Source organism: Bacillus sp. NEAU-Y102 (genome assembly GCF_054788175.1).
In genome coordinates this window covers 334273-357470 of record NZ_JBTWFK010000004.1, presented here as the reverse complement: position 1 = coordinate 357470, position 23198 = coordinate 334273, and the positions used below count along the sequence as shown (strand labels likewise).

Below are 23198 nucleotides of genomic sequence, written 5' to 3'. Positions count from 1 at the left end.
TCATTTCTCTCTTTACGTTACATTTCACATAAACTACATTCACTCTTTTTCTTCTATCCGGCCCTTAACATAAAATTTTCTATAGCAAAATGAAAAAAGCACTTAAGATTGTAAATTCCCACAAATCTTAAGTGCTTTTTTGAAAACTTTTCTATAAATTTTTCTTATTGTCCATTATTGGCAGGAACCTCTCCTGCATTTCCACCATTATTTGGTTGTACTGTTGCAGGTGGGGTTGGAGTTCCTTGACCTCCATCATTATTCGCTGGAGGTGTCGTTCCTTGGCCTCCTCCGCTATTTGCTGGAGGTGTCGTTCCTTGGTTTCCTCCGTTATTCGCTGGAGGTGTCGTTCCTTGACCTCCTCCGTTATTCGCTGGAGGTGTCGTTCCTTGGCCTCCTCCGTTATTCGCTGGAGGTGTCGTTCCTTGGCCTCCTCCGTTATTTTGTTCATTTTGTTTCTTTTCTTCTTCTTGTTTCTTTTGCTCTTCTAGTTTCTTTTGTTCTTCTTGCTTCTTAAGTTCCTCTTGTTTCTTTTGTTCTTCTTGTTTTTTCAGTTCTTCTTGTTTCTTTAATTCTTCTTGCTTTTTCTCTTCTTCAGTTTTTTGCTGTTGATCTTGTTTTGGTTGCTCCGTTGTATCCGGTACGCTAGTATTTGGCGATGAATCACGTTTTTCACCTTTTATACGTAGCTCACTACCTTCTTGAATGACGCTACTTGGCATTTTAAAGCGTGATTTATCTGTAGCCATTTCGCTCATCATTTCTTTAAAGATCAACTGTGCAATTTTCGTATTTTTACTACTAATATACTCGTCTTTGCCATCTTTCATATACCCAGTCCATACTGCCATCGTATATTGCGGTGTATATCCAGCAAACCAACTATCACGAGTTGCACTTTCTGGAATTTTATATTGAGCTAATTGTTTTGATGAGTAGTTTGTCGTACCCGTTTTTCCAGCTACATCTAAAGATGCTACATTTGCAGATGTACCAGTACCTGATCTAACTACAGAACGAAGCATATCTGTAATCATATATGCTGTAGAATCTGTCATAACTTGTTTTGGTTTTTGTCCAAAACTTTGTGACTTACCATCTGGATAAACGACTTTCTTAACAAAATGCGGTTTCGTATATTTACCATCATTACCAAATGCCGCATAAGCGCCCGCTATTTCAGTTGGTGATACTTCATTTGTACCAATCGCTGTTGATTCAGTCGGTGCTGCATTAAATGTAATGCCTAATTTCTCAGAGAAGTCTTTTGATTTATTAATTCCGACTTCTTTCGCAGTCTTAATTGCTGGGATATTTCGTGACTTTTCTAATGCTACACGCATTGTAATTGGACCCATGTGACTTCTATCTGAATTTCGTACTTCTTGTCCCGTTGAATACTTAAATGGAGAGTCATCAATTTGATGGTACGTAGCCCATTTTAAATATTCAATTGCAGGAGCGTAGTCGAAAATCGGCTTCATCGTTGAACCAGCTGCACGATCTAATTCAATTGCCATATTGTGCCCTTTAAATACAGCTTTATTTTCTCCACGGCCACTACCTATAGCACGAACTTCTCCTGTTTTCGTATCCATAAATGTAAATGCACCTTGGAATTTATCGTTCGGATAATCAATGATATTATTATTTAAAATATTATCAGCAAGTTTCTGTGCTTTCGGATCTAACGTTGTATAAATTTCTAAACCGTCAGAACCTATATTAGCATCTGGCAATTCTTTTTCTACTTCTTTCACAACTGCATCCATAAATGCAGGATATGGCATTGTTTGTAGTTGAGTTGCAGGCTTGAGTCCCTTTTCTACGTCAACTTTTGATGCTTCTTCCATTTCCTGTTTTGTTATATATCCATGTCGATTCATTAAGTTTAGAACAACATTTCTTCTTTCTGTTGCTTTTTGAACATTTTCTTTTTTCGTTGGATCATAGTTATTCGGTGCTTTCGGTAAACCTGCAAGCATCGCAACTTCTGGTAATGTTAAGTCCTTCAATTCTTTACCATAGTAGTTTTGTGCTGCTGTTGCGATCCCATATGAACGGTTTCCTAAGTTAATTTTATTTAAGTACATCTCTAATATCTCATGTTTTGAATACTGTTGTTCTAGCTTATAAGCTAAATATATTTCTTGTGCCTTACGCTTTGGTGTTTTGTCCATTGATAAGAAGTAGTTTTTAATAACTTGCTGTGTTATCGTACTTCCACCTTGAGAACCATAATCTCCTTTAAGACTTACTAGAACAGCACGGGCAGTACCTTTAAAATCTACTCCGCTATGCTCATAAAAACGTGAATCTTCTGTCGCTAAAAATGCATTTTCTACTAATTTAGGTATTTGCTCATACGTAACATTCGTCCTTTTTTCTTTTCCATATTCATATACCAAATCCCCGTTTTTATCATAAATTTTTGAGGATAACGGATTAACAAGTTTTGCTTTCTCAAGTTTTGGTGCATCCTTAATCATTACAAAAAAGGTAGCAACCCCCGCCACTAAACCAACAATACCAAGTAATAAACAAGTAATTAAAAACTTGCGAAAGAATGATGTTTTACCTTTTGGTTTTTGTGTTTTAGACGCTGGCTGTTTTTTCTTTTTAACTTGTCGTCGTTCCTCTCGAGAACGATAATTTTCTGACATGTTACTTTCTCCTGCCTTTCAATTCTCCCGTTGATTTACTTAAAAATATTGAGGTCACTTTCTAAAATGAATTTGATTAAGAAAGTATATTGACCTGGAGCATTCAATATTTTCCCAATTCACAGATTATAATTTTTAGAATACTTCTTATACAAACTATTTTCACTTCTATTTTTCCTAATAACGCTGCCCCTTTAAGCATAGAATGTAAAAAGTGAATTTTTAATACCTCGTATAAATAATATACCTTTTTTTCAAATGGTCAATATTTTCTTATTTATAAATCAAAGGTGAAATAAAAATAGCACAACGATATGTACTTCGTGTGAACTTCCTTATAATTACGTATAACAAACATTTAATATATTGCATATAAGTATAATACCTCTTAAATTATAAGGATTTCAACTTCATAACCTCAACATCTACAAGAAATTATTAAAAATGAAAAGTGAGGAGTTGCGTAATGATGAAGCTATCTCCCGTGATTTCAAAAAATATAGTTGCTGTTGGCTACAATCCTTTTTCTATGATTTTGCGAATCCAATTAAAGAATGGTATGTACGATTTCTTTAATGTACCAGAAAGTATCTATACTGGCCTATTACATGCACAATCTAAAAGTTATTATCATAAAACTTACATTAAAAATTCTTTCCGCCACACAAAAATTTAAACTTAACACCCACTAAAAAAAGGAGGTTAATCCTCCTTTCTTTTAAAAATATTTCACGGATAAATTACCTTCGATTCCTCTTATTAATTTCATCATATGCTTGAATTTGTTTTTTCAAACGCCGATCAGCTTTTTTATCATGCACTACAAGAATTGCATGTATAACTCCTGGAACCCAAAATATTAGTGTTAATATGAAATTTATTATTGCCTGAATTGGTTTTCCACAAAATAATACAGCAACAGGCGGAAGAAAAATTGCTAATAAATACATCATCCCTTGAAAACTCCTTATTTTGTATTTTATATATCACTTTTCAAAATATACGCAAAGAAACCTACTACTATTTTAATCTTAACTTGCCTCTAAAATCAATGTCTCTCCTTCTACTTATATAAGTATTTCAGACTTTTCATTGTTTGCTAGCCTATTTTCTTCCTCTATTGCAGTTACTCCAATTGCAGAAATTAACGTTCCAACCGCTTGTATCCAAATACCAATGAGTGCAATTATTCTCTCATCCTTCTTATCAAAAATTCTATCTTCATTTTCTCTCTCATCTTTCAATAAATTTGAAACGCCTTGATACGCTTGTAATCCAGCTCCTAAACTTTGCATGGAGTTACCTAGTATAATAATTTTCTGTAGTACATTTATATCCACCAAAGCTGCTTCTACTCCTAAAAAAGCACCGATTGATTGTAAACTGTTCCCTATAATAATAAGAAAATCATTTTCTTTCAATTGTTCATTTATATTAAAATATGTTCCTATTACATTTGATATATTCCCTAATGCTAATAACTCAATTCCTATTTTATCAAGTAATTTACTTTGATTCTCTAAGCCTATATTTTGATTTTCTCTTTTTTCTTCCCCGTCATCATACTTGCTCGCAATGATTTGTAATATATACCCGAGGGCTTGTAATGAGCTCCCTACAATAACAAGGTCCGATTCAACTTTCTCTTCTCCAATAAATCCTCTTGTCGTCCCAATAGCAGCTGTAAGGTTCCCTCCCACTTGAAACCATGCCCCTGTCACTCTTAAACCGCGTGGATTCATTTTTATCACCTATTTAAATATTTTCTAAAGCTTTCAAAACAAACAAATCTCACCCTTAATCGTTTATTTTATTTTTCATATGTAATTTTGTGAATGATATAATGTACTACTAATATAAAAAAGCACCTTAAAGGTGCTTTTTTATATGCATGCTGGACATGTCAACGAATCTCCATTTTTATCTATTGTTATATTCAATATATATTGAATTGCTTTATGTGACCAAGTTTCAGGTGTAGGTGATTCATTTATATATTGTGGAGCACATGACTTCAGCATTGGAGTACTAATACTCCCTCCAGGATCTAAAGCAACTACAGCCATGCCATGGGGTAATTCCAGGGCCATAGATTTAGTGATACCTTCAATAGCAAATTTCGAGGCACAATATGGCGCAAGCTCAGCCTCACCTTCTCTTCCCCAACTAGAACTCATATTAATGATAATCCCTTCTTTCCTAACTACCATTGCTGGAACAAACGCTCTTATTACATTTACTACACCATTCACGTTTACATTCATTACATTTTCAAATTCTTGAGCCGTAATTTTCCAAAGTTGTGCATTTTGATTTACAATCGATGCATTATTTATTATCAGATTGGGAGCCTTATGTCTATTAAGTATATAATTTGCCCAATTGTTAACTTGCTGAGAATCTGAAACGTCAATTACTTGGAAATCATGTATTTTACTGTACTGTTTTTTTAGTTCTTCAATTTTATCTTTTGAGCGTCCACAACCATATATGTTCCACCCTAATTCATGAAATCGATCAACCATCGCACGTCCTAACCCTTGTGTCACACCTGTAATAATTACAGACTTACCAATTTCTTTTCTCTTCATTTCTCTCATCCTCCTTCCCTATATATTACTCTCTTCATTTTTATTCAGCCATTTACTATGGTATCAACTCAACTCATACTTTAGTAATAGTTTTGTTATTGCATACATAAACAAAAAAAGTAACCATCATGGTTACTTTTTTGCTACCTATCTAAAAATTCATTGTTTATTTCATTATTGTTTTTACATTTCAACTTCTCTTTTCTACATTTCTCACACTGGTACATATAAAGTGAAACTTTAATCAGTGGGGGTTTTGTTCATCCCTCACTGATTATCAGCTCTCACCAATCGGGCTGTTTTTTAAATCCTCATTATCCTGCATCTTAATAAAAACATATTTATGTTTACAATGCGATTCACCCAAATAATTTTTAAACCACTTTTTCAACACAACACATTCCACCTTTATGATAGAACCTTTATTTAGCTGCCTTATGACATACTTTTATTTAAATATTCAATCTCATATTGCAATTTTTTAAATTGCTCAAAATGCATGGTAATAGATTGACTACTACCATAATCAACATTTTGTTTCACTAATATAACACCCGTATCATGAAAAAGCGCTTCAAGTTCTTTCCTAATAGAAACTTTCGCAATATGAGCTGTTTTAATTGCAGATAAAATTGCAATTTCATTAAACTTTAATTTTATTTCATTTGGACAAAATGCGTCTTCAACTAATATAACTTCATTACTATAAATTAGTGCAACAAGATTACTTGATTTGGCATCTGTTAAATCAACTTTTTTCATAATATCTTTCATTACATTTTGCCTCCTTTATTTTCATATATATTAATTATACAAATTTTTCAAAAAAATACTCAACTTTATTATATTAATTTTAACACACTTTTATTGAAATCCATGCTCCAAACGTTTTACTATCCCACAATTTTTATTGTATGAACCATCTGGACTATAACTCCATATAGTAATGTTAACAACTTATTATAAAGCAGGTGAAAATTATGCCATCAGTTGTAGGAAATTTAGTTGTACAAAATAGTAATGGTTCGTTTAATTTAGGTGATTTCTACAACGTTTCTCCGAAAGAAAATACGAAAGCTTATAATGGCTCCGGCGCATCAAACGTTGGTTTTGTTGTTAATACTTTTAGCGGTGTTAGCGCGACCAATACATTTGATTCTGACCTTGCAGATCAAAACCAAGTGGGTACAGCCTAATCTTTTGTTTAACTTTCTGTATAGAAAATTTTAATTTGTCTATACTATAATCAGGCTGTTTGACAGCTCTTGTTGATTTTGGAGTACCCTATCTTTTTCTCCCTTTCCCTGGGGCTCAGCAGCTAGCACGAAGCTAGCTGCTTTTTCTTGTATTATTTATTTCATAAATCAGAAATAAAAGAAGCTGCCATTTAATATTCAGCTTCTTTTACGTTATTTCAATAATATCCATAGCGTTAAATACGTAAGTTTTATAAAAGGCGTCTGTACAAATTACAATTTGTTTTACCGGATTAATATGTACAACTGTCATATAGCTTGTTAATATGTAGCCATCTTCAAAATATGTTACCAATATTTCTTTCTCAGACAGTAATGAATTTAATAATTTATCAGAAATTCTCTCTTTTGCTTCATTTGTTAAAAGCGGTTTTTGTACTTTTAATTTCTCTCCAATAATCTTTCTCATATTTAAAAGTTGTTCGGATATTACTGTAAACGGAACCCACTCTCTTTCTTCTTTTTGTATCTTTACATCGTTCATTTTTTATCTCCTTGATCATTTATACATTTATTTAGTCATACTATCCCTTAGTTATTTTTAATACTCACTAAACTCGGATTTACTTCTAAATTATAATTAGGTTATCCCTCGAAGGAACATTAGTTCTTATTATACACAAACTTACGTTCTTTTGAGAAGAGCCATACTTATTATTTTTTAACAAAAAACACAATTTTATTTACCTCTATACTTTCTTTTTCCTTTATCAAATAAACTTCTCATTTCTTATGTAAAATGAAATACATATAACAACTAAAAAGCGACTTCACACAAAGTGAAATCGCCTTTTTCTAAAAAATATTTCAAATTTTATTTTTCTATCCTAACTAATGTTCTTTCTGGAATACATAATTCATCTATATTAAAATGATTTATTTTTAATTTCAATTCCCCTACTCATTCCTTACCTTCATCACCAACCCAACAACTAAATAATTCGAAATAGTCTCCATCTTCCAAATAGCCTTCCATAATCTTGCATAAAGTTAAAAGTTTTTCTTTCGCTTCTTTTTTTCCTTTACGTTTTGCCACTCGACAAATTCAATTCCCCAACTAGTTGAAACCTCATATGTGAAATTTGTTTGGAATTGATACTCTTGTACAATTTCAAGCATACTTTCATCTGAAAAACACGGTCCAAAAACAATTACATCATTAGAATCTGGAACCGTTAACTGAATTTCTACATTACAGCCTATGTAACTAGCTAAACTCATTTTATACTCCTCCAATATTCGTATAAAAAATACTTCATAGTATATTTATTCATATATAAAATCCCTACCCAAACAAAAAAGTTTTAAATTTTTTCGTTTATTAACCATCTATAACTGAAAACATATACTATGATGAACGAACTCACAAAGCATAAGAAAAGAGAACATTTACAACACTCTCTTTTCTTACATACTCTATGAAACTTTGCAAAACTGAATCAGTGATTTTTATTATTATATTATATTTTATTACATATACATAGGTTGTACTATTATATGTAACTCTCTCTCTGTATCCGATTTTTTCGGATGACGAAAATAATTAAGTTCGTACTTTAACACTTTATACTCAACCATCCCTATTTTAATCCCTTTCGTTTCTTTTAATATTGCTAATAAATCACTTATATTTTCATCATATGACTCAAAAATTTTCGCACCGCCCTCTCCCTGAAAGATTACTTTCATATATTCTCCCCACCTAATTTATTGATGTGGTAAATGACGCGTTTAAAACGATTCATTCTTTATCCTAAAATGTTCATACTAAAAAGAACATCCTTTCCAATCGAATGCTCAGTTTTTTACTAATTATCCATGTTAAATATTTATTCAAAAACATTATATGTACTATTTTTTAAATTAAGTTCGATATCCATTATTAAAGAGTAAATATATGTAATAAACTTACATAATGAAAACCGTATCATATCTACTTCCATTGAAATAATTATAATTTCTTTAATTTAAACCCATAATTTCCCATTGTAATTCTTAATATTTAAATGTAATATTGTATTGTCTTACTATCTATTTATAACTCACACACTAATTAGAAAAGGGAACTCTATATGAGTTCCCTTTTCTAATTATGATTACAGTTATTATTTCTTTTCTAGAAATTTAAATGTATCTTTAAATTCTTTATTATTCACTTTAATATCAGCATCTTTCAATAAATCATTGACTACTTGTTGTTTCCATTTACCTGTCGTATCTTGTAGTCTTTGTTGTTCTAAATCTTTACGAATTTTATCCTTTACTTCATCAAATGGCTTCAATTCTTTTTTATCCGTCACTTTAATAATATGGTAACCGTAAGTTGTTTTAACTGGATCACTTACTTGGCCTGCATCTAATTTATACGCAGCTTCCTCAAATTCTTTCACTGTTTGCCCAGGAGCAAAACCAGATATTTCCCCGCCCTGTTCCTTTGAACCAGTATCTTCTGAATACTGTTTTGCTAAGGCAGCAAAATCTTCACCATTATTTACTTTCTCCTTTATTTCTTTAGCCGTTTTTTCATCTTTCACTAAAATGTGACTTACTTTCATTTCTGGTTTATAGTTATCTTTCACATCTTTTTCTGTGACTGTTGCTTTGATTGCTTTCTCAAATGCAATTTCTGGCTTCATTTTTTCTTTTAATTCATCTTCATTTTTCAATCCAAGTTGTTCTAAAGTCGATTTAAAGTTCTCACCCATTTTATCTTTTGCTTCTTCTACTTTCTTTTTTGCTTCCTCATCTGAAACTTTATATTTATCTAGCAATGCCTTACTTAACATCATTTGATATAAAGTACTTTCTCCATATTGTTGTCGTAATTCTTTACTTAATTCTTTCTCTGTAACATTTCCTACTTTTGATGTTACTACGTTGTCTGAGGAACCACATGCAGATAATGCTAGCATCACGCATGAAATAATCGTTCCAATAAATATCTTTTTCTTTTTCAATTCAAATACCTCACTTTTATCATTATGCAAATTAACTATACACAGTCATTGTGAAAACAGTGTGTTTTCTACATGTAATTCATTTCATATGAGTAGACTATGTATCATGTATTTTCATTTTTAAATATAAAGAGTTTTCTTACTATGTATAGTAAGAAAACTCTTTATGTGCTCCAAAAAAAATATAGCTTCTATAGTTACTTAATAATTACATGTTCTTCAGGTATCCAACTATTCTGCCCGATATCTAACGCATTTCCCACTCTACCCCACACTCGAAAAGATGTCGATCCATCTATATTTCCTTTATAATTCATACATTCAGGCTCTTCATAATAATTTACTCTGTAGCCGACAGGATATTTCGAAGTTGCATAAAACCATTTCACCTTAAAATGTTTTAAATATGCCCACTGCTTATCGTTCCCTAAACAAATCATATCTTGCTCACCGCCTCCCCAATAACCTGTTAAGATTAAATATGGAATTTTCTGAGTGAGTGCACCTGTAAATTGAGGATTCATGGGGTTCTCATATAAATTTATTCCGTATCCATCAGGATATTTCGAAACTGCAATACCAATGCCATTCGGTTGCTGTTTATACACTATGTTAGATTGATTTGCTTTGTTCGAATCTATAAACCAAGAAAGTGACTTATTTCCTACTAATCGATTCAGATCACATTTCCCAATCCCAGGAACATTCCCTGAATCCGTATATTGCCAAATATCACATGGATATGCTGGCTTATTCCCTCCATAACGAGGGATCCATACGAAATCAGCTTCAATATTACGTGCTCCAAATGATAAATACATGTGATGCCCTACATATAATCCTACTTTTCCCGCACCTAAACGGCGTAATTCATCAATAAATGCCTGTGTCCCGCCTTGCATATCTGCCATCGTTTGAACTTCTACGTCCGCCACCCAAAACTTAGCTGATTGATCACCACGATTCCAAAAATCTTGTGCCTCTTTCTTTGCATCAGCAATAGATATAAAACGGCAAAAAGCATAATTACCGAATGGGATACTATACTTTTTCATTTCACTAACATAATTTTGATACATAAAATCCACCGTATTAGAGCCATCTTGAACTCTAGCAATCACTAAATCTAGCTGAGATGCTGCAATATCCCAATTGATAGTTCCATTCCATTTTGAAATATCTACAATATAACCCATACATTCCAGCTCCTTTTTAATGTCTTATTCATAGCTTGTTTTATTGTAAGCCTTATCTCTCTAAAACTAGCTATCTATAATATAAATAAAAAGAATCGTTATTGTTTTTCAAAATATATTCTCTTTCAGAAATATTTCTATTAGCTTTAACATGTATGTCACAAAAAATATTATCATATTCGAAATATACCTTACTATTTGTTATGTAGTCTCATCCTATCAATTTAGGTATTGATCATTTTTACGGATATTAGAAAAAATCCTCTTATAGTATTAACTTAAAACTTCCAGTATCAATTCCCTTTCAGTTAATAAAAATCATTCCTCATTTTCTATATATTCTTAAATCAAAATTACTATCTTTCCATGAAATATGAGATTTAGAAAAGTTTTAATTAATTGAAAATTATTCCTGTTAACCTACAATTGTCCAACCTGAACACTATTGGTGCATAAAAAAGACATTTTCTATTACTGAAAATGTCTTTTTATAGTCTAATAAAACAATTTTGGTGTTAAATCTTTATTTTGTAATTGTGTATTTTCACTGTTCATAACACAACTTGTAGAAAATAATATTGGGCTATCACAAACCTCATCATTCATTACATCACGAAATACATTGGCAGCAACACCTGTAAACGTTTGACATAAGTTAGAAATATCGTCATTGAAAAACTGAATGACTTCCGCAGTGAACACCGGAAAGACAACATTCGGTCCGCCAGGGAACTGAGGCTGTACCACAACTTGTTCAAAATAAGGATTGTTTTCTAGTGCTACTTGAAATAAATGAGCTATTTCAAATGCATCTAGTGGACAAGGAAATGGATTTACAATTTCATTCTCATTATTCGTTACAATAACTGTCACACTTACATTCCCAAATTGTACAAAAGATTTTAAAAACGTTGCTAACGCTCTCGCTTTTTCATTACTTAACGCATGCACTAAAATAATATAATTACCACCAACAGGAATAAGTGGCCCAACTGTAACAGTTGGATCAGCACCTATTGAATTTTTTAATTCATTAAAATATGTGATCCACGGTGGCGAAAGCTGAGCTTGTACATTTTCTTCCACTATTTTATACTACCTCCTTATACAATTCTTACTAACATGATATGTAACAAATTAAAAAATGTATTAGTTATATTAACTATTTTCGTATTTATTGATTATATTAATTAAACATTTTATTTCGCATTCTCAATTTCCCTTTTACATCTTTAAGCACTTTTACTACTATGAAATTCTTTATTATAAGCAAATCCACTGAAATTTCATATTATACTAATACGACTCTATATCCATTAAATTATAATACTCAATATTAGGAGCTGATTTCATGGAAAAAAAGCCTATCGTGTTCAAAATCCCACCAAATTCAAAGCTAAAAGTTACATTTTTCGGTCCTTGTAACGAAGTAATTACAAATGTGTCTATTATTAATCAACTATGCACCCCAAAATGTCAAACTATCACGCAATATCCAGACTTTAAGAAATATGTAACTGAAGTACGATCGTTATCCCGTTGTTAGTCCGCATAATGCACGATTTTCACAACTTTGTTACCTAAAATAACTGAGAAAGAAAATGACTGCATTCCTAGACTAAAATTACTCATTTTATGATATTCCATTGATAATTCATTGATTTTTTACACGTTTTTATTAAAAGGACATATATTATCGTATGGAGATTATCCACTCATAAAACCTATCTTTCTTTGGAGCGTACTTATTATGTATGCTCTTTTTTTATGTAACCGTCCCCTTCTAAATTGACCAACAATATATTAAAATTCTTTATGTACTCAAGGAGGTCAAATATGTTCAAGCTGCATCCAATACTACTCATCTTAGGATTGATTTTGTTTTTATATAGTGTAATCGCCTTTATGTTATTCTTTTCAGTGTACTAGCATTCCCTTCACAAATTTATGTTCAATATGTAATTTCTATATAGTAGAGAAAAAACGTAATGATACGATCTTTTATGTATTTCGTCTTTCTTGTTCTATAAAAAAACTAGTAAACTTACTAACACTGAGTTTTCAGAAGCATGTTACTTATTTACATATTATTTTTTTCATTATCTGAATAAGGTTAAAGCCTCTACAAATTAAACTACACTTTACCTGTTTACTTATATATTTTAGAAAAACAATAATAATCCCCCACCATTTGGTAAGGGGATTAACTAAACCTACTAAAAAACATTTAATGATCTGTTTTATTTAATTGGAGAAGGAAATCTTGCCGCTTCAAAGTGAACCGTATTTAAACCATTAACATTTTGTACAATTACGCCCGCAATACTACTTTCTGCAAAAACTTCAACTGAATCTCCTGCTTCTAATTGAAGAATAGTAGTTACTGAAACATCATTATAAAAAAATACTCCTGTTCCAAAGAAATCATTATCTATCGCTATTGCTGGATTTCCATTTACACGAATTTCTACTCTAGCTCTGTAATTCACATTAAAATCATTTGGGGAAAATGTTATATTTCCTAACACACTATATACCCCTCTAGTTTTCGGAGTGAAAATGGATGTTACTGGATTATATTCATTCGCTAGATCAAATTGTTCATTTTGAAATAATACTTTAACAGGAGTATTTGCTAGAACAGGTTGATTAACTGTATTCACAGCTCTAAATGCCGATGCCCTTACAAGCTCCTCTTTCTTATCATCACAACACTTCACCTTTACATACTTCCTATCACATTTACTACTTTTTCTATAACAATCATGACTTTCCTTTTTGTAATCTTTACAATACTTACAGTAATAATAAGACATAGTTAGTCCCCCTTTACACTTATTTTTATATAGTATGCTATATAGATTAGAATAGCTTGGACGACCTGTTACTATTTTTAATAGAGTAAAAAACCCTCACCATTTCGGTGAGGATTTACCTTTAAGCTTCTGTAAACTCAATGTTTAATGACTTTATTTAATCGGAGAAGGAAATCTTGCTGCTTCAAAATGTGCACCATCTTCTAAAGGACTTAAAACTCCATCTATACTACTTTGTGCATAAACCTCAACTTCATCTCCTGCATTCAATTGAACAATCGTCGAAACACTTACTACATTTCCAAAACTTATTGGACCAAAAAAGTCATTATCTATAGCTATCGCTGCGTTTCCATTCACACGAATTTCTACACGCGCTCTATAATTTAAAGTTGGATCGTTTGGAAAGAAACCAATCGTTCCAATAATAGAATATACTCCTTTAGTCTTCGGCATAAAAATAGATGTTGCTGGATTATACTCATTCGCTAAATCAAATTGTTCATTTTGAAATAACACTTTCACAAAAGTATTAGCAGGAACATTTTGATTCACAGTATTTCTAGCTCTAAATGCCGATGCTCTAACAAGATTGTCCTTGTTATCATGGCACTTACTAGTGTTCTTACAACAATCATGGTGCTTCTTTTTATACTCCTTACAATACTTACAGTAGTAATAACAAGACATACTAATTCCCCTTTCAAACTTATTACTACATATTATGTAAGATTGATTTATAAGGTTTGGACTAGCTATTTTTATTGTTCATAAGGGCGCTATTAACCTGCACCCTTATTTATATACACCACATAATTCCTTACTAGTTATAAGTTGTATACAGTTCCATATGGAATAGTAAGAAAAGAACTTCCATACGGTGTAACATGATGTACTGGGTAAAAATACTCTACGGATGAGTAATATGGTTGTACTCCTTGCTGCTGCATTTGCATTTGTTGTTGCATTTGTAATGCTTGTTGAATAGCTTGGACTGTACTTTGTGCTCCACTATACGTTATAGACGTACCATACGCTGGTCGCATGCCAGCTTGAGAATTAAAATATGAATAAAACATGATTTTCAACTCACTTTCGTATAAGTTATTACAAAATATGTTATGATTCTATATTTCAGTGAGTGCAAAAGCTAATTCACTAGCTCTTATTAAGGTTAAACATTTTCAATATAAATATCATTCTCTAAATAAAAGCACACTCAACGGATGCTTTTTGTTTCTCGCTAAATTTTCCTACTGCCATAATTCATTAGCAATAATTTAGTTGTCCACGAATTTCACCATTAGGATGTTGTACTGTATGAACATTAATATATATGTTTCCAGATATAATCTCATTTATAAGAGTGCCTAATGTTTGACCCACTAGCGGTCCGACCAAATCTTCTTGAGTAATCATTCCCGTAAAAGTTGCACACTCTATTGAAATTGGATTTGTTATCGGTCCAAATAAAAAAGCTACAACAGGACCGTTCTTTCCTTTTAATCCAAGATGCAGATGTGCAGCTACTACATCCTCTATATCGAATAAATCCAACTTAAATTTTAGGCTAAGCTCGTCCCGGCTTAATTTAAAGAAACCTTCTCCTCGAGCATCTGTTTCTACTGGTGGAACTTCATTTCTACCACGCAACTTTGCAAAGAACATATCTATCACTCCTATAATTTTTATACTTCTAATATATTCTGACCCTTCTTATAAAGTGACAAAAAAGCAGCTGTTAGGTCAATTTTAATTTATTAAATATAATAGTTTAATTTATTAATTATATTGAATTCATACATTTAACTATTACACTTTTTAAGTTTAATCCATATACTATATTAGATTACTAGAAAGGAGGCGTAAGCATGGAAAGTTGTGTTTTGTTCGTTAATGGACAACCTCTTTTAGTGATTTCAGTTGCTGGAATCGAAATTGCTAGATTAGAACTTTCTCTTCAAGTAGCATTGACTTTAATAGCATTAGGAATTCCAATTTGCGCATAATAGTTAGATAATTATAAAAAAGAGGGTTTAAACTCTCTTTTTTATTTATTCCTTAACAATAAAAAAAGACACCACTTGGATAATGGCATCTATCGAAATATTCGTCATAAGTTTCATTACTACTAAACTAACAATCCTACTAATTCACGTGTAATTCCTGAGAACGAATAGCCATATGCAAAACCTACAATACGAACTCCTGTATTCCATTTTCAATAAGTATATGTTATTTTTCTAAAAAGCAGTTTCTATTACCAGTTTTCATGAAAACTTTTCGCTTTTGCTAACCGCTCTTTTTTATTAAACTAATAATACTCCTTGAACCCTTTTTACTTACTGCATCATATAATTTTAAACTTAGCATTCAATAAAAAAATTTCCTACTATCAAATATGCGCAATATGTGAGGCTCTTTTACAACTAGTCTATTTATCGCTCCCTTCTAACTCCTCACTTTCTTCACGTATTTGTCCAATTAATGAAAATATAGAACCTACGGCTTGAATCCAACTTCCTATGGTATCTATTGACTGGCCTTCTTTCTTTTTATCCGGTTGACTATTTGCTTGATTGTCTAAAATTTCCCCTGTATCATTTACTAGATTTTCTTTACTATCCTGCCGATCTCCTCTAATACTTTTTAGCTCATATATTCCTCCAATCGCTTGCAAGGAATTTCCTATAGCTTGCAATAAGTTTCCTACAACATTAAAAGACTCATCCTTATCTGAAGTATCTTCAAATTCATCTGCTAATGCTGTAAGTCCTCCTAAAGCCTGCGCCCAATTTCCAGAAATAACCAATTTAACTTTTGTTTCATCTGTAAAATCAATAACTAACCCTGATATTACAGTTACATTACCAATTGATTGGATTTCATTCCCAATTTTTTCAAGAGAAATTCCCCCTTGACCATCAGCCTCTAAAGCGTTACCAACTGCTTGCAATGTGTTTCCATATATATTCAGATTCTCCCTTACATTACTGCTTATAAAATAGAACGGTGTACTTCCAATAGCGGAAGTTATTGTACCTATAGCTGCTATCAATGCACCAAATATTTCTTTTAATTGGTTCTCCATTTATAACCTATCCCAACATTAAATAATTACTTTTATCCTATTTAATCACACAGCTCTCTGTTAGAAATTCAAACTGTCCCTTAACCTGTTCCTTCTTTATTATATTGTCTTATAAAAATAAACATCCTTAAAAATAACACCTATATATTGATCGTTTCTCTACATTGTTTTGTATAATACATATTACTAACACCGCTTTTTTTATGTTCCTATCTTTAAATGTATTAAACCACTCACTAGTCATTATTCTCTTCACATAAATTGCTCATTTTATGATTCGAAAAAATAAATAAATTTCCATTAAACTTTTTAACCTTTATTATATTTCCTATTAATAACCAAGCGTTGATATATATCCAATTAGAACCTCCCAATTTTCTTGAAAATTTTTTAAAAACTCAGAAGCGATAATAATTTATCTATATCACGATCTAAGCTAATCTTCCTAGCCATACATATTCTTCGCCTTCGAATCATGTCTCTATAAAATAAAAAAACAGCTATTAAACTGCTTTAAATTCATTTTATCCCCAAAAGAAATGATATATATATTCTCCCGTTACACTTTGATTGATTCCAACAATTCTAGCAAATCTCATCAAGTCCGCTCCCTGAAGAAAATACATTGTGAGCGTAACTGGCACTTGTGACCACATAAATTGATAAAACTCCTCGACTCTCCGATTTGTCGAAACAATTAAATCATTTACAGGTCCTTGATTCCATATTGAAGTTCTAACTGAAGTAAACGGAAGATCTTTCCCATTAACCACTATTCTGGCCATACTTTGAGTTATGTCCACACCAATTCCCTCCATCGTTATAAAAATCGGACCTGTTTCTACAGTCATATTTTATAAATATTCTTGGCTGTTATAAATGATTAAGGCAAATCCCTAATAAAATTTTTTATTAATTAATTTCCATTACATTTATATAAATTCTAGCCTTATACAGTTTTTATAATAAAATATGAAATATTCATGTGTTATCTTCAGTACGTTCTTTTCTTTTTATAATGTCGTGTGAGATATACCATGACTTGAAGCCCTAGCCTCCTAATCCTAGGGCTTCTCCATTGAAATAACAATTTTATTAAAACTTTTCACCTTTTAACTGGACAAGCATATATTATTGTATGGAGGCATCCACTCATAGAAATCTATCTTTCTTGTGAAAGAGCATGCTTATATGCATGTTCTTTTTCGATATTATGAAATAAAGACTTCACATACATTAGAGAAATACATACAATACTTATGATCATCTCATTATGAATCATTTAGTATCATTTTCCATACATTCCTTGGTCATGGAACGCCTTTCTCCCAAGGCGTTCTTTAATTTCCAGATAAGGGGTTTGTTAAAGAATTGAATAAAGTGAAACTCTAATCAATGGGGGGGGTGTTCATCCCCCATTGATTATTAGCCCTCACCAATCGGGCTTTTACGGGCAGCCCGACCCCCACCTAACTTCTTTGCTTCTGCTGAATTTTAAGGTGGGGTCTTACTGCTCACAAATAGCGGGCTAAAATCTTTAAATCCACTGAAACCATGTTCCTTTGTCTCTCTGATTCCATCAATTATAGAAAATAGCTAAACTAATTAACGCCTTTGTTCACTGTAGTAATTTTCTTGTATAATAAAAGTTAATTAATCTAAAAGGAACTGAATTATGCGCAGATATCAATATTTTTAAACTACCTATTCTTACAACATAACGGAGGTAAAAGTATTGATTACTGAACTACACACACAACGATTATATTTAAGGCAAATGAAAGCATCTGATTCATTAAGTATGTTTAAAATATGGTCTGATCCTGATGTTACTAAATTCATGAATATAAGTAATTTCACCGATGAAAGCCAGGCAAAAGATATGATTCAATTTCTTAACGAACTCGCTCAAAATAATAAAGCTATACGTTTTACTATTATTGAAAAAGAATCTAATCACATTATCGGTTCATGTGGCTATAATTCCTTAGATTTTGAAAACTCAAAGACTGAGATTGGTTATGATATTTCAAAAAAATTTGGGGGTAAAGGATATGCCCCTGAAGCAATATCCTCTTTATTAGATTATGCTTTTACACATTTAAAACTATATCGTGTTGAAGCAAAAGTTGAACCTGCAAATGTAAATTCCATAAAGGTATTAGAAAAATTAAACTTTACTTTTGAAGGGACTCTGAGAAAGAGCGAAAAATCAGCTGGAAAGCTTATCGATTTAAATATCTATTCGAAATTAATAAGCGATTAATTTTAGTCACTCTGCCCACACTCAATCAAAGTGTGGGCTTCTTTAATTGCTGTATAAAATTCAGAAGTTTGACACAATCCTGGAAAAAGCTTATAAAGAAAAGTGAGGTTCCGTTATTTTCACACTTAGAAGTCCAGTCATGTTATATACAATTTAAAATACAGTTTTATAAGTGTGAACGAACTACAAAACTAAAAAACAAATAATAAGTTTGCAACATGTTTGCAAATACGAATTTTGCATATAAATTCGTGTAATATTGAAAGGAGTTTTACTTATGAAAGAAATTAAAACAGAACAAGAATTCAAAGACATCATCGCAAGCGAGGAGCCTGTAGTTGTTAAGTTCTTTACTACATGGTGCCCAGATTGCGTACGTATGGACAACTTTATCGGAGATGTAATGGAAGAGTTCAATAAATTTGAATGGTATTCTATTAATAAAGATGAGTTTCCAAGTATCGCTGAAGAGTATCAAGTAATGGGTATTCCAAGTTTACTTGTATACCAAAATGGTGAGAAGCTAGGCCACTTACATAGTGCTAATGCAAAAACTGAAGAGCAAGTTACTGAGTTTTTAGAAGCATACTAAAATAAAAGCCCTCTGGAAAATATTTTTCAGAGGGCTTTCATCTGTTTTCACAATTATCTTTTGATGTTTTTCATCGTTTAATGAATTACACCCTGTCATTATAAGAATAGTACATATTAAGAAAAGTATTCGCTTCTTCATCCATCTACCCTCCTATCTCTTTAGTAAATAAACTCTAATTAGGTTCACACCCTGACTTTGTACTTTTCAACATATTTTTCCTTCACGAAACTTTGTTATCCCCTTCTTAAAAAGCTATAAAACGTCAACAATGTTTGTATAGACCCACACGACTTTCGTTTGATACTCTATTTATAGAAAGAAATTCCTTTAAAGAAAGGTGAGTGATTAAAATGGATACTCTTTCTCATAAAGAAGCTGATAAAGGTGCTATTGTCAGCATTATGGCCTACATATTTTTATCCTCTATGAAAATCATCATCAGTTATATTACCCTCTCTAGCGCATTACGTGCTGACGGTTTAAATAACTTAACGGATATCGGTGCTTCTTTAGCGATATTAATTGGTCTAAAAATATCTCGTAAACCTCGTGACCCAGATCATCCGTATGGGCATTCACGGGCCGAACAAATCGCATCACTTGTTGCGTCCTTCATTATGGCAACAGTCGGATTAGAAGTTGTTATTAGTGCCATTCAATCTTTCTTAAATCCGAAACAAGCAGCACCTAATGTACTCGCTGCATGGGTTGCTTTATTTTCTGCTGTCGTTATGTACTGCGTGTATTTGTATACGAAAAAAATTGCAGCACGAACAAAAAGTAAATCACTAGAAGCTGCTGCAAAAGATAATTTATCAGATGCACTCGTAAGTATCGGTACTGTAGTAGGTATTGTCGGTTCTCAGTTCCAAATGCCTATTTTAGACCCTATTGCCGCTTTAATTGTTGGTCTTATTATTTGTAAAACTGCATGGGAGATTTTCGTAGAATCTTCTCATATGCTAACAGATGGAATTGATCCTGATAAAATGGAGGAATACGCTGATGCTATTGAGCATATTGGCGGTGTGGAAAACATTGTAGATATTCGAGCACGTATGTACGGGAATCAAACGTACGTTGATATTACAATTGAAGTAGATGCTCGTATGGATGTTGGAGAAAGTCACTGTATTACCGACAACATCGAAGCTATGCTTCGCAAAAAGTTTGGAATTTACCATGCACACATTCATGTTGAGCCAATGAAAAAAGAACCTATTATGACATAGGTTCTTTTTTTATGAACGTTTTATGGAATATAACACATAAAACGAGCCAGCTACCGCCAGCTGCCCATCCTGCTAATATGTCAGATGGATAGTGCACGCCAAGATATATTCGGCTAACTGAAATAGATAATACAACAAAGCTTGCTATAAGAATAATTAGCAATTTTTTATGCAACGAAATACGATCTTCAGTAATTGTGACGTATGCAATAAATCCTAAAAAAGCCGTAGCATTCATCGTATGACCGCTCGGAAAACTATATCCAGTTGCAGTAACAAGCTGCGTAACATCAGGTCTTGCTCGTTCGTACCATAGTTTAAGCAGACTGTTTAAATAACGAGATCCGTAGTAATTAATTGTTAGAAGCAATGCACTCAGCAACTTTTTTCTAACGAGAAAATACATTACAAGAATAATGAGTAATGGGAAAAATATCCTTTTGGAACCGATAAAAGACACCCAAGTAAAATAGGTCGTCAAATAATCGTTTCGAAAACTTTGAATAAAATGTGCGACTATATTGTCAAAATTCTCAATACAAGCGGTATGATACGAAAGTGATAATACGACAAAACAAATGAGTAACGTAAAACTTAGCAAGTATAAATGTCGATATCGTTTCACATACATAACCTCACTATGCAAAAAAATGGAGCGGTTGTTTTAGTTTTCCTCTCCATTTCTTTTTTATGCATAGTTTATTAAAAAATATAATTATTAATTTTTTGCTTCATCTCAGGGATATCTTCTCTTGTTACGGTAAAACGAATCACCTTCTCATCAAGATCAAGCGCCTCAGCGAATAATCCAGCTAAACCACGAGATTTTCTATCTACTTCCATAATAATTTCTAGTCGATCGTATGCACGTGGCAAGATTAATAATTCTAATTCATCTAATTTCCCATAATACTCTCCAGAAACTGGAATAAACTCAAATTCTTGTGCGAATGGAACTTGCTTACGTAATCGATGCGGTAATTCTTCACATTCTATATGACGTGCTTTAAACCCTAATTCATTTACACTATCTAAAACACTACTTAATAATGCATTGGGTAACACTTGAACGTAGTCGCGGTCACTTGGGTCTATACTACGTTTAATATCAAGACCTGTATGAATCCAAACCGTTTTCATACCAAGTGTAAGTGGTGCTTCAATTGGCATTGGAAAAGAAAATGGAATTTCAACTTTTTCATTCGGTTCTATAGAAAATGGTTCTGTTAAGCGTACTCGCTCTAAATCATACGTTGCTGTTACTTTTTTATCATCCACTTCTCGTACATACGACGTCGATAATGTTAAGTAAATGCTTTCAATTTGCTGGCTAACTGAACCTCCAGTTATATGAACCTTTCCAACTATTTCTTCCCCAACAATATACTCATCTTTTTCAAGAACAGTATCTACCTTTGCACTTCCAATACCAACGCTTGCTAAAAACTTTTGAAACATGGAGTCTCCATCCTTTCTAAAGCAGAAGCTACATCTTGTTTTAAATCTTGTACATTCTCATAGTACGGCGTTTTTATTTGTAACATTCGCATAAGCATTTCGCGATTATAATTTTCCAAAGTTAATTCTTCGTACCATGGTTTTTCCTGTTTTTCATTAGATTCATATCCTGCATATAATAAAAATAACGAGAAATGACCGAGTGCATAAAAGTCGCTACGAAAGTGGACTTCTCGCATCAAAGCTTGTTCACCTTCGTAAGTTGTAGCTCTCTCATCACCCTCACCTTTCCATTTAGCCAATCCAAAATCAATAATACTAATTTGATTTTCTTTCATTAATATGTTTGGAATGCGTAAATCTCGGTGAATAATGCCTTCACTATGAAACACCGATACAATTTCTAATATTTCATATAAAATCTCAAAAACTTCACGTTCTGTATATACATACCCATCTATGAAAATATAATCTTCAAAATTTTTACCAGGCATGTACTCCATCACAAAGAAGCTCTTTTTCTCCCATATGAAATGATCATACAGACTAGGAATTGCATGATGATTTAATGTTTGTAAAATCATTTTCTCTTGTTCAAATGATTTTCTACCAGACTCATATCTTTGTTTACTTTGTCTTAATTGTTTTAAGACTTTATATCTATTTACTTGTAAATCATTAACGACATATGTGACCCCATAACTGCCCATTCCAATTACTGATTCAACTTTATAACGTTCTGCAACAATTGTATTTTTCCGCAGTGGTCTATCAAATAATGCTAGTACACGACGCCATTTCATCAGCTACTTGAAAAGAAGCTACGGCTTTTACGTTTTCTTTTATAATGTTGATGTCCATAACCAGATGAACGTCGTTTATAATCGCTACTTGAATACGAGCGCCCTCTACGACGATAATCACTACTTGAATACGAACGATATTTTTTCTTTCCTAATAAAGAATCAATAATTTTTTTGAACATCCCTTCACCTCTTGAGTAAAATTTCATTTTAATTATACCAATAATTATTGACTATATTTGTGACAGGTTTGTAAAGAGTAAAAAAACGACGA

Annotated in this window: 28 protein-coding genes and 1 pseudogene; 7 read left to right on the top strand and 22 right to left on the bottom strand. The window is 32.2% G+C overall.

The window, feature by feature from the left end:
- Positions 1-164: 164 nt before the first annotated feature.
- Positions 165-2663, bottom strand: coding sequence for a transglycosylase domain-containing protein (locus tag ACYFX0_RS13675; protein WP_001293953.1), 2499 nt, complete (start codon positions 2661-2663; stop codon positions 165-167).
- Positions 2664-3129: 466 nt separating this feature from the next.
- Between ACYFX0_RS13675 and ACYFX0_RS13670 the strand changes: the two genes are divergently transcribed.
- Entirely contained in the window at positions 3130-3339 is a 210-nt protein-coding gene (locus ACYFX0_RS13670; RefSeq protein WP_000977080.1) for a KTSC domain-containing protein, read from the top strand.
- 64 nt (positions 3340-3403) lie between these two features.
- Here ACYFX0_RS13670 and ACYFX0_RS13665 read toward each other — a convergent pair whose 3' ends face one another.
- From ACYFX0_RS13665 to ACYFX0_RS13645, 5 genes and pseudogenes are all read right to left on the bottom strand, one after another.
- Positions 3404-3616, bottom strand: coding sequence for a YqaE/Pmp3 family membrane protein (locus ACYFX0_RS13665; RefSeq protein ID WP_000990219.1), 213 nt, complete (start codon positions 3614-3616; stop codon positions 3404-3406).
- A 114-nt stretch (positions 3617-3730) separates the two neighbouring features.
- Positions 3731-4405, bottom strand: coding sequence for a DUF6944 family repetitive protein (locus tag ACYFX0_RS13660; protein ID WP_106081169.1), 675 nt, complete (start codon positions 4403-4405; stop codon positions 3731-3733).
- A 141-nt stretch (positions 4406-4546) separates the two neighbouring features.
- Positions 4547-5254, bottom strand: a complete 708-nt coding sequence (locus tag ACYFX0_RS13655; protein WP_106081170.1) for an SDR family oxidoreductase — start codon at positions 5252-5254, stop codon at positions 4547-4549.
- Positions 5255-5397: 143 nt separating this feature from the next.
- Positions 5398-5487, bottom strand: a pseudogene (locus ACYFX0_RS13650) (catabolite protein activator); the annotation flags it as partial.
- 202 nt (positions 5488-5689) lie between these two features.
- Positions 5690-6028 (bottom strand): hypothetical protein, encoded by a 339-nt coding sequence (locus tag ACYFX0_RS13645; RefSeq protein ID WP_106081171.1) that lies wholly within the window; start codon positions 6026-6028, stop codon positions 5690-5692.
- A 206-nt stretch (positions 6029-6234) separates the two neighbouring features.
- Between ACYFX0_RS13645 and gerPF the strand changes: the two genes are divergently transcribed.
- A complete protein-coding gene (gene gerPF / locus ACYFX0_RS13640; protein WP_001141569.1) occupies positions 6235-6450 on the top strand; it encodes a spore germination protein GerPF in 216 nt (71 codons plus the stop codon).
- 208 nt (positions 6451-6658) lie between these two features.
- Here the strand turns inward: gerPF and ACYFX0_RS13635 are convergent, their stop codons facing one another.
- The 6 genes from ACYFX0_RS13635 to ACYFX0_RS13610 form a co-directional block, all read right to left on the bottom strand.
- Positions 6659-6994 carry a YolD-like family protein gene (locus ACYFX0_RS13635; RefSeq protein WP_002082834.1) on the bottom strand — a complete coding sequence of 112 codons (336 nt, stop codon included), beginning with the start codon at positions 6992-6994 and terminating at the stop codon, positions 6659-6661.
- Positions 6995-7500: 506 nt separating this feature from the next.
- Entirely contained in the window at positions 7501-7731 is a 231-nt protein-coding gene (locus ACYFX0_RS13630) for a hypothetical protein (RefSeq protein WP_106081172.1), read from the bottom strand.
- Positions 7732-7980: 249 nt separating this feature from the next.
- Positions 7981-8199 carry a hypothetical protein gene (locus tag ACYFX0_RS13625; RefSeq protein WP_000864273.1) on the bottom strand — a complete coding sequence of 73 codons (219 nt, stop codon included), beginning with the start codon at positions 8197-8199 and terminating at the stop codon, positions 7981-7983.
- Between the two features lie 416 nt (positions 8200-8615).
- Positions 8616-9467, bottom strand: a complete 852-nt coding sequence (locus ACYFX0_RS13620) for a peptidylprolyl isomerase PrsA (protein ID WP_098829811.1) — start codon at positions 9465-9467, stop codon at positions 8616-8618.
- 197 nt (positions 9468-9664) lie between these two features.
- On the bottom strand, positions 9665-10663 hold the full coding sequence (locus ACYFX0_RS13615) for a glycoside hydrolase family 25 protein (protein WP_106081173.1): 999 nt from the start codon (positions 10661-10663) through the stop codon (positions 9665-9667).
- A 495-nt stretch (positions 10664-11158) separates the two neighbouring features.
- Positions 11159-11749 carry a hypothetical protein gene (locus tag ACYFX0_RS13610; protein WP_000392278.1) on the bottom strand — a complete coding sequence of 197 codons (591 nt, stop codon included), beginning with the start codon at positions 11747-11749 and terminating at the stop codon, positions 11159-11161.
- 265 nt (positions 11750-12014) lie between these two features.
- Here ACYFX0_RS13610 and ACYFX0_RS13605 point away from each other — a divergent pair, with 265 nt between their 5' ends.
- A complete protein-coding gene (locus tag ACYFX0_RS13605; protein ID WP_000412557.1) occupies positions 12015-12209 on the top strand; it encodes a hypothetical protein in 195 nt (64 codons plus the stop codon).
- 694 nt (positions 12210-12903) lie between these two features.
- Here the strand turns inward: ACYFX0_RS13605 and ACYFX0_RS13600 are convergent.
- The 4 genes from ACYFX0_RS13600 to ACYFX0_RS13585 all read right to left on the bottom strand — a co-directional run bounded on the left by ACYFX0_RS13600 (position 12904) and on the right by ACYFX0_RS13585 (position 15147).
- Entirely contained in the window at positions 12904-13479 is a 576-nt protein-coding gene (locus ACYFX0_RS13600) for a complement C1q domain-containing protein (RefSeq protein WP_106103312.1), read from the bottom strand.
- Positions 13480-13632: 153 nt separating this feature from the next.
- Positions 13633-14169 (bottom strand): C1q-like domain-containing protein, encoded by a 537-nt coding sequence (locus ACYFX0_RS13595; RefSeq protein WP_014894775.1) that lies wholly within the window; start codon positions 14167-14169, stop codon positions 13633-13635.
- A 137-nt stretch (positions 14170-14306) separates the two neighbouring features.
- Positions 14307-14558, bottom strand: a complete 252-nt coding sequence (locus ACYFX0_RS13590; RefSeq protein WP_000500101.1) for a DUF3947 family protein — start codon at positions 14556-14558, stop codon at positions 14307-14309.
- Between the two features lie 190 nt (positions 14559-14748).
- Positions 14749-15147 carry a CHRD domain-containing protein gene (locus tag ACYFX0_RS13585; protein ID WP_000464544.1) on the bottom strand — a complete coding sequence of 133 codons (399 nt, stop codon included), beginning with the start codon at positions 15145-15147 and terminating at the stop codon, positions 14749-14751.
- Positions 15148-15350: 203 nt separating this feature from the next.
- Here ACYFX0_RS13585 and ACYFX0_RS13580 point away from each other — a divergent pair, with 203 nt between their 5' ends.
- Positions 15351-15488, top strand: coding sequence for a DUF3956 family protein (locus ACYFX0_RS13580; protein ID WP_000443218.1), 138 nt, complete (start codon positions 15351-15353; stop codon positions 15486-15488).
- Between the two features lie 425 nt (positions 15489-15913).
- Here ACYFX0_RS13580 and ACYFX0_RS13575 read toward each other — a convergent pair whose 3' ends face one another.
- Together ACYFX0_RS13575 and ACYFX0_RS13570 are read right to left on the bottom strand one after the other, a co-directional pair.
- The gene (locus tag ACYFX0_RS13575) at positions 15914-16570 is read right to left on the bottom strand and encodes a DUF6944 family repetitive protein (RefSeq protein ID WP_106081175.1); all 657 of its coding nucleotides are present in this window, start codon (positions 16568-16570) and stop codon (positions 15914-15916) included.
- A gap of 524 nt (positions 16571-17094) precedes the next feature.
- The gene (locus ACYFX0_RS13570) at positions 17095-17421 is read right to left on the bottom strand and encodes a hypothetical protein (RefSeq protein WP_106081176.1); all 327 of its coding nucleotides are present in this window, start codon (positions 17419-17421) and stop codon (positions 17095-17097) included.
- An 884-nt stretch (positions 17422-18305) separates the two neighbouring features.
- Between ACYFX0_RS13570 and ACYFX0_RS13565 the strand changes: the two genes are divergently transcribed.
- From ACYFX0_RS13565 to ACYFX0_RS13555, 3 genes are all read left to right on the top strand, one after another.
- Complete coding sequence (locus ACYFX0_RS13565; RefSeq protein ID WP_106081177.1) at positions 18306-18836, top strand: GNAT family N-acetyltransferase; 531 nt, start codon at positions 18306-18308, stop codon at positions 18834-18836.
- 277 nt (positions 18837-19113) lie between these two features.
- Entirely contained in the window at positions 19114-19428 is a 315-nt protein-coding gene (locus ACYFX0_RS13560; protein WP_000658787.1) for a thioredoxin family protein, read from the top strand.
- 353 nt (positions 19429-19781) lie between these two features.
- Complete coding sequence (locus ACYFX0_RS13555) at positions 19782-20663, top strand: cation diffusion facilitator family transporter (protein WP_000380385.1); 882 nt, start codon at positions 19782-19784, stop codon at positions 20661-20663.
- On the opposite strand, the gene ACYFX0_RS13550 is transcribed toward ACYFX0_RS13555, so the two are convergent.
- The 4 genes from ACYFX0_RS13550 to ACYFX0_RS13535 form a co-directional block, all read right to left on the bottom strand.
- A complete protein-coding gene (locus ACYFX0_RS13550) occupies positions 20653-21288 on the bottom strand; it encodes a phosphatase PAP2 family protein (protein ID WP_002082842.1) in 636 nt (211 codons plus the stop codon). The genes ACYFX0_RS13555 and ACYFX0_RS13550 overlap by 11 nt on opposite strands.
- Before the next feature lie 77 nt (positions 21289-21365).
- Complete coding sequence (locus tag ACYFX0_RS13545) at positions 21366-22121, bottom strand: sporulation protein (protein ID WP_000486617.1); 756 nt, start codon at positions 22119-22121, stop codon at positions 21366-21368.
- The gene (locus tag ACYFX0_RS13540; protein WP_106081179.1) at positions 22103-22924 is read right to left on the bottom strand and encodes a serine/threonine protein kinase; all 822 of its coding nucleotides are present in this window, start codon (positions 22922-22924) and stop codon (positions 22103-22105) included. Before ACYFX0_RS13540 ends, ACYFX0_RS13545 begins: the two co-directional genes overlap by 19 nt.
- Positions 22924-23106, bottom strand: coding sequence for a hypothetical protein (locus ACYFX0_RS13535; protein WP_000473371.1), 183 nt, complete (start codon positions 23104-23106; stop codon positions 22924-22926). The genes ACYFX0_RS13540 and ACYFX0_RS13535 overlap by 1 nt, the downstream gene beginning before the upstream one ends.
- Between the last annotated feature and the right edge of the window lie 92 nt (positions 23107-23198).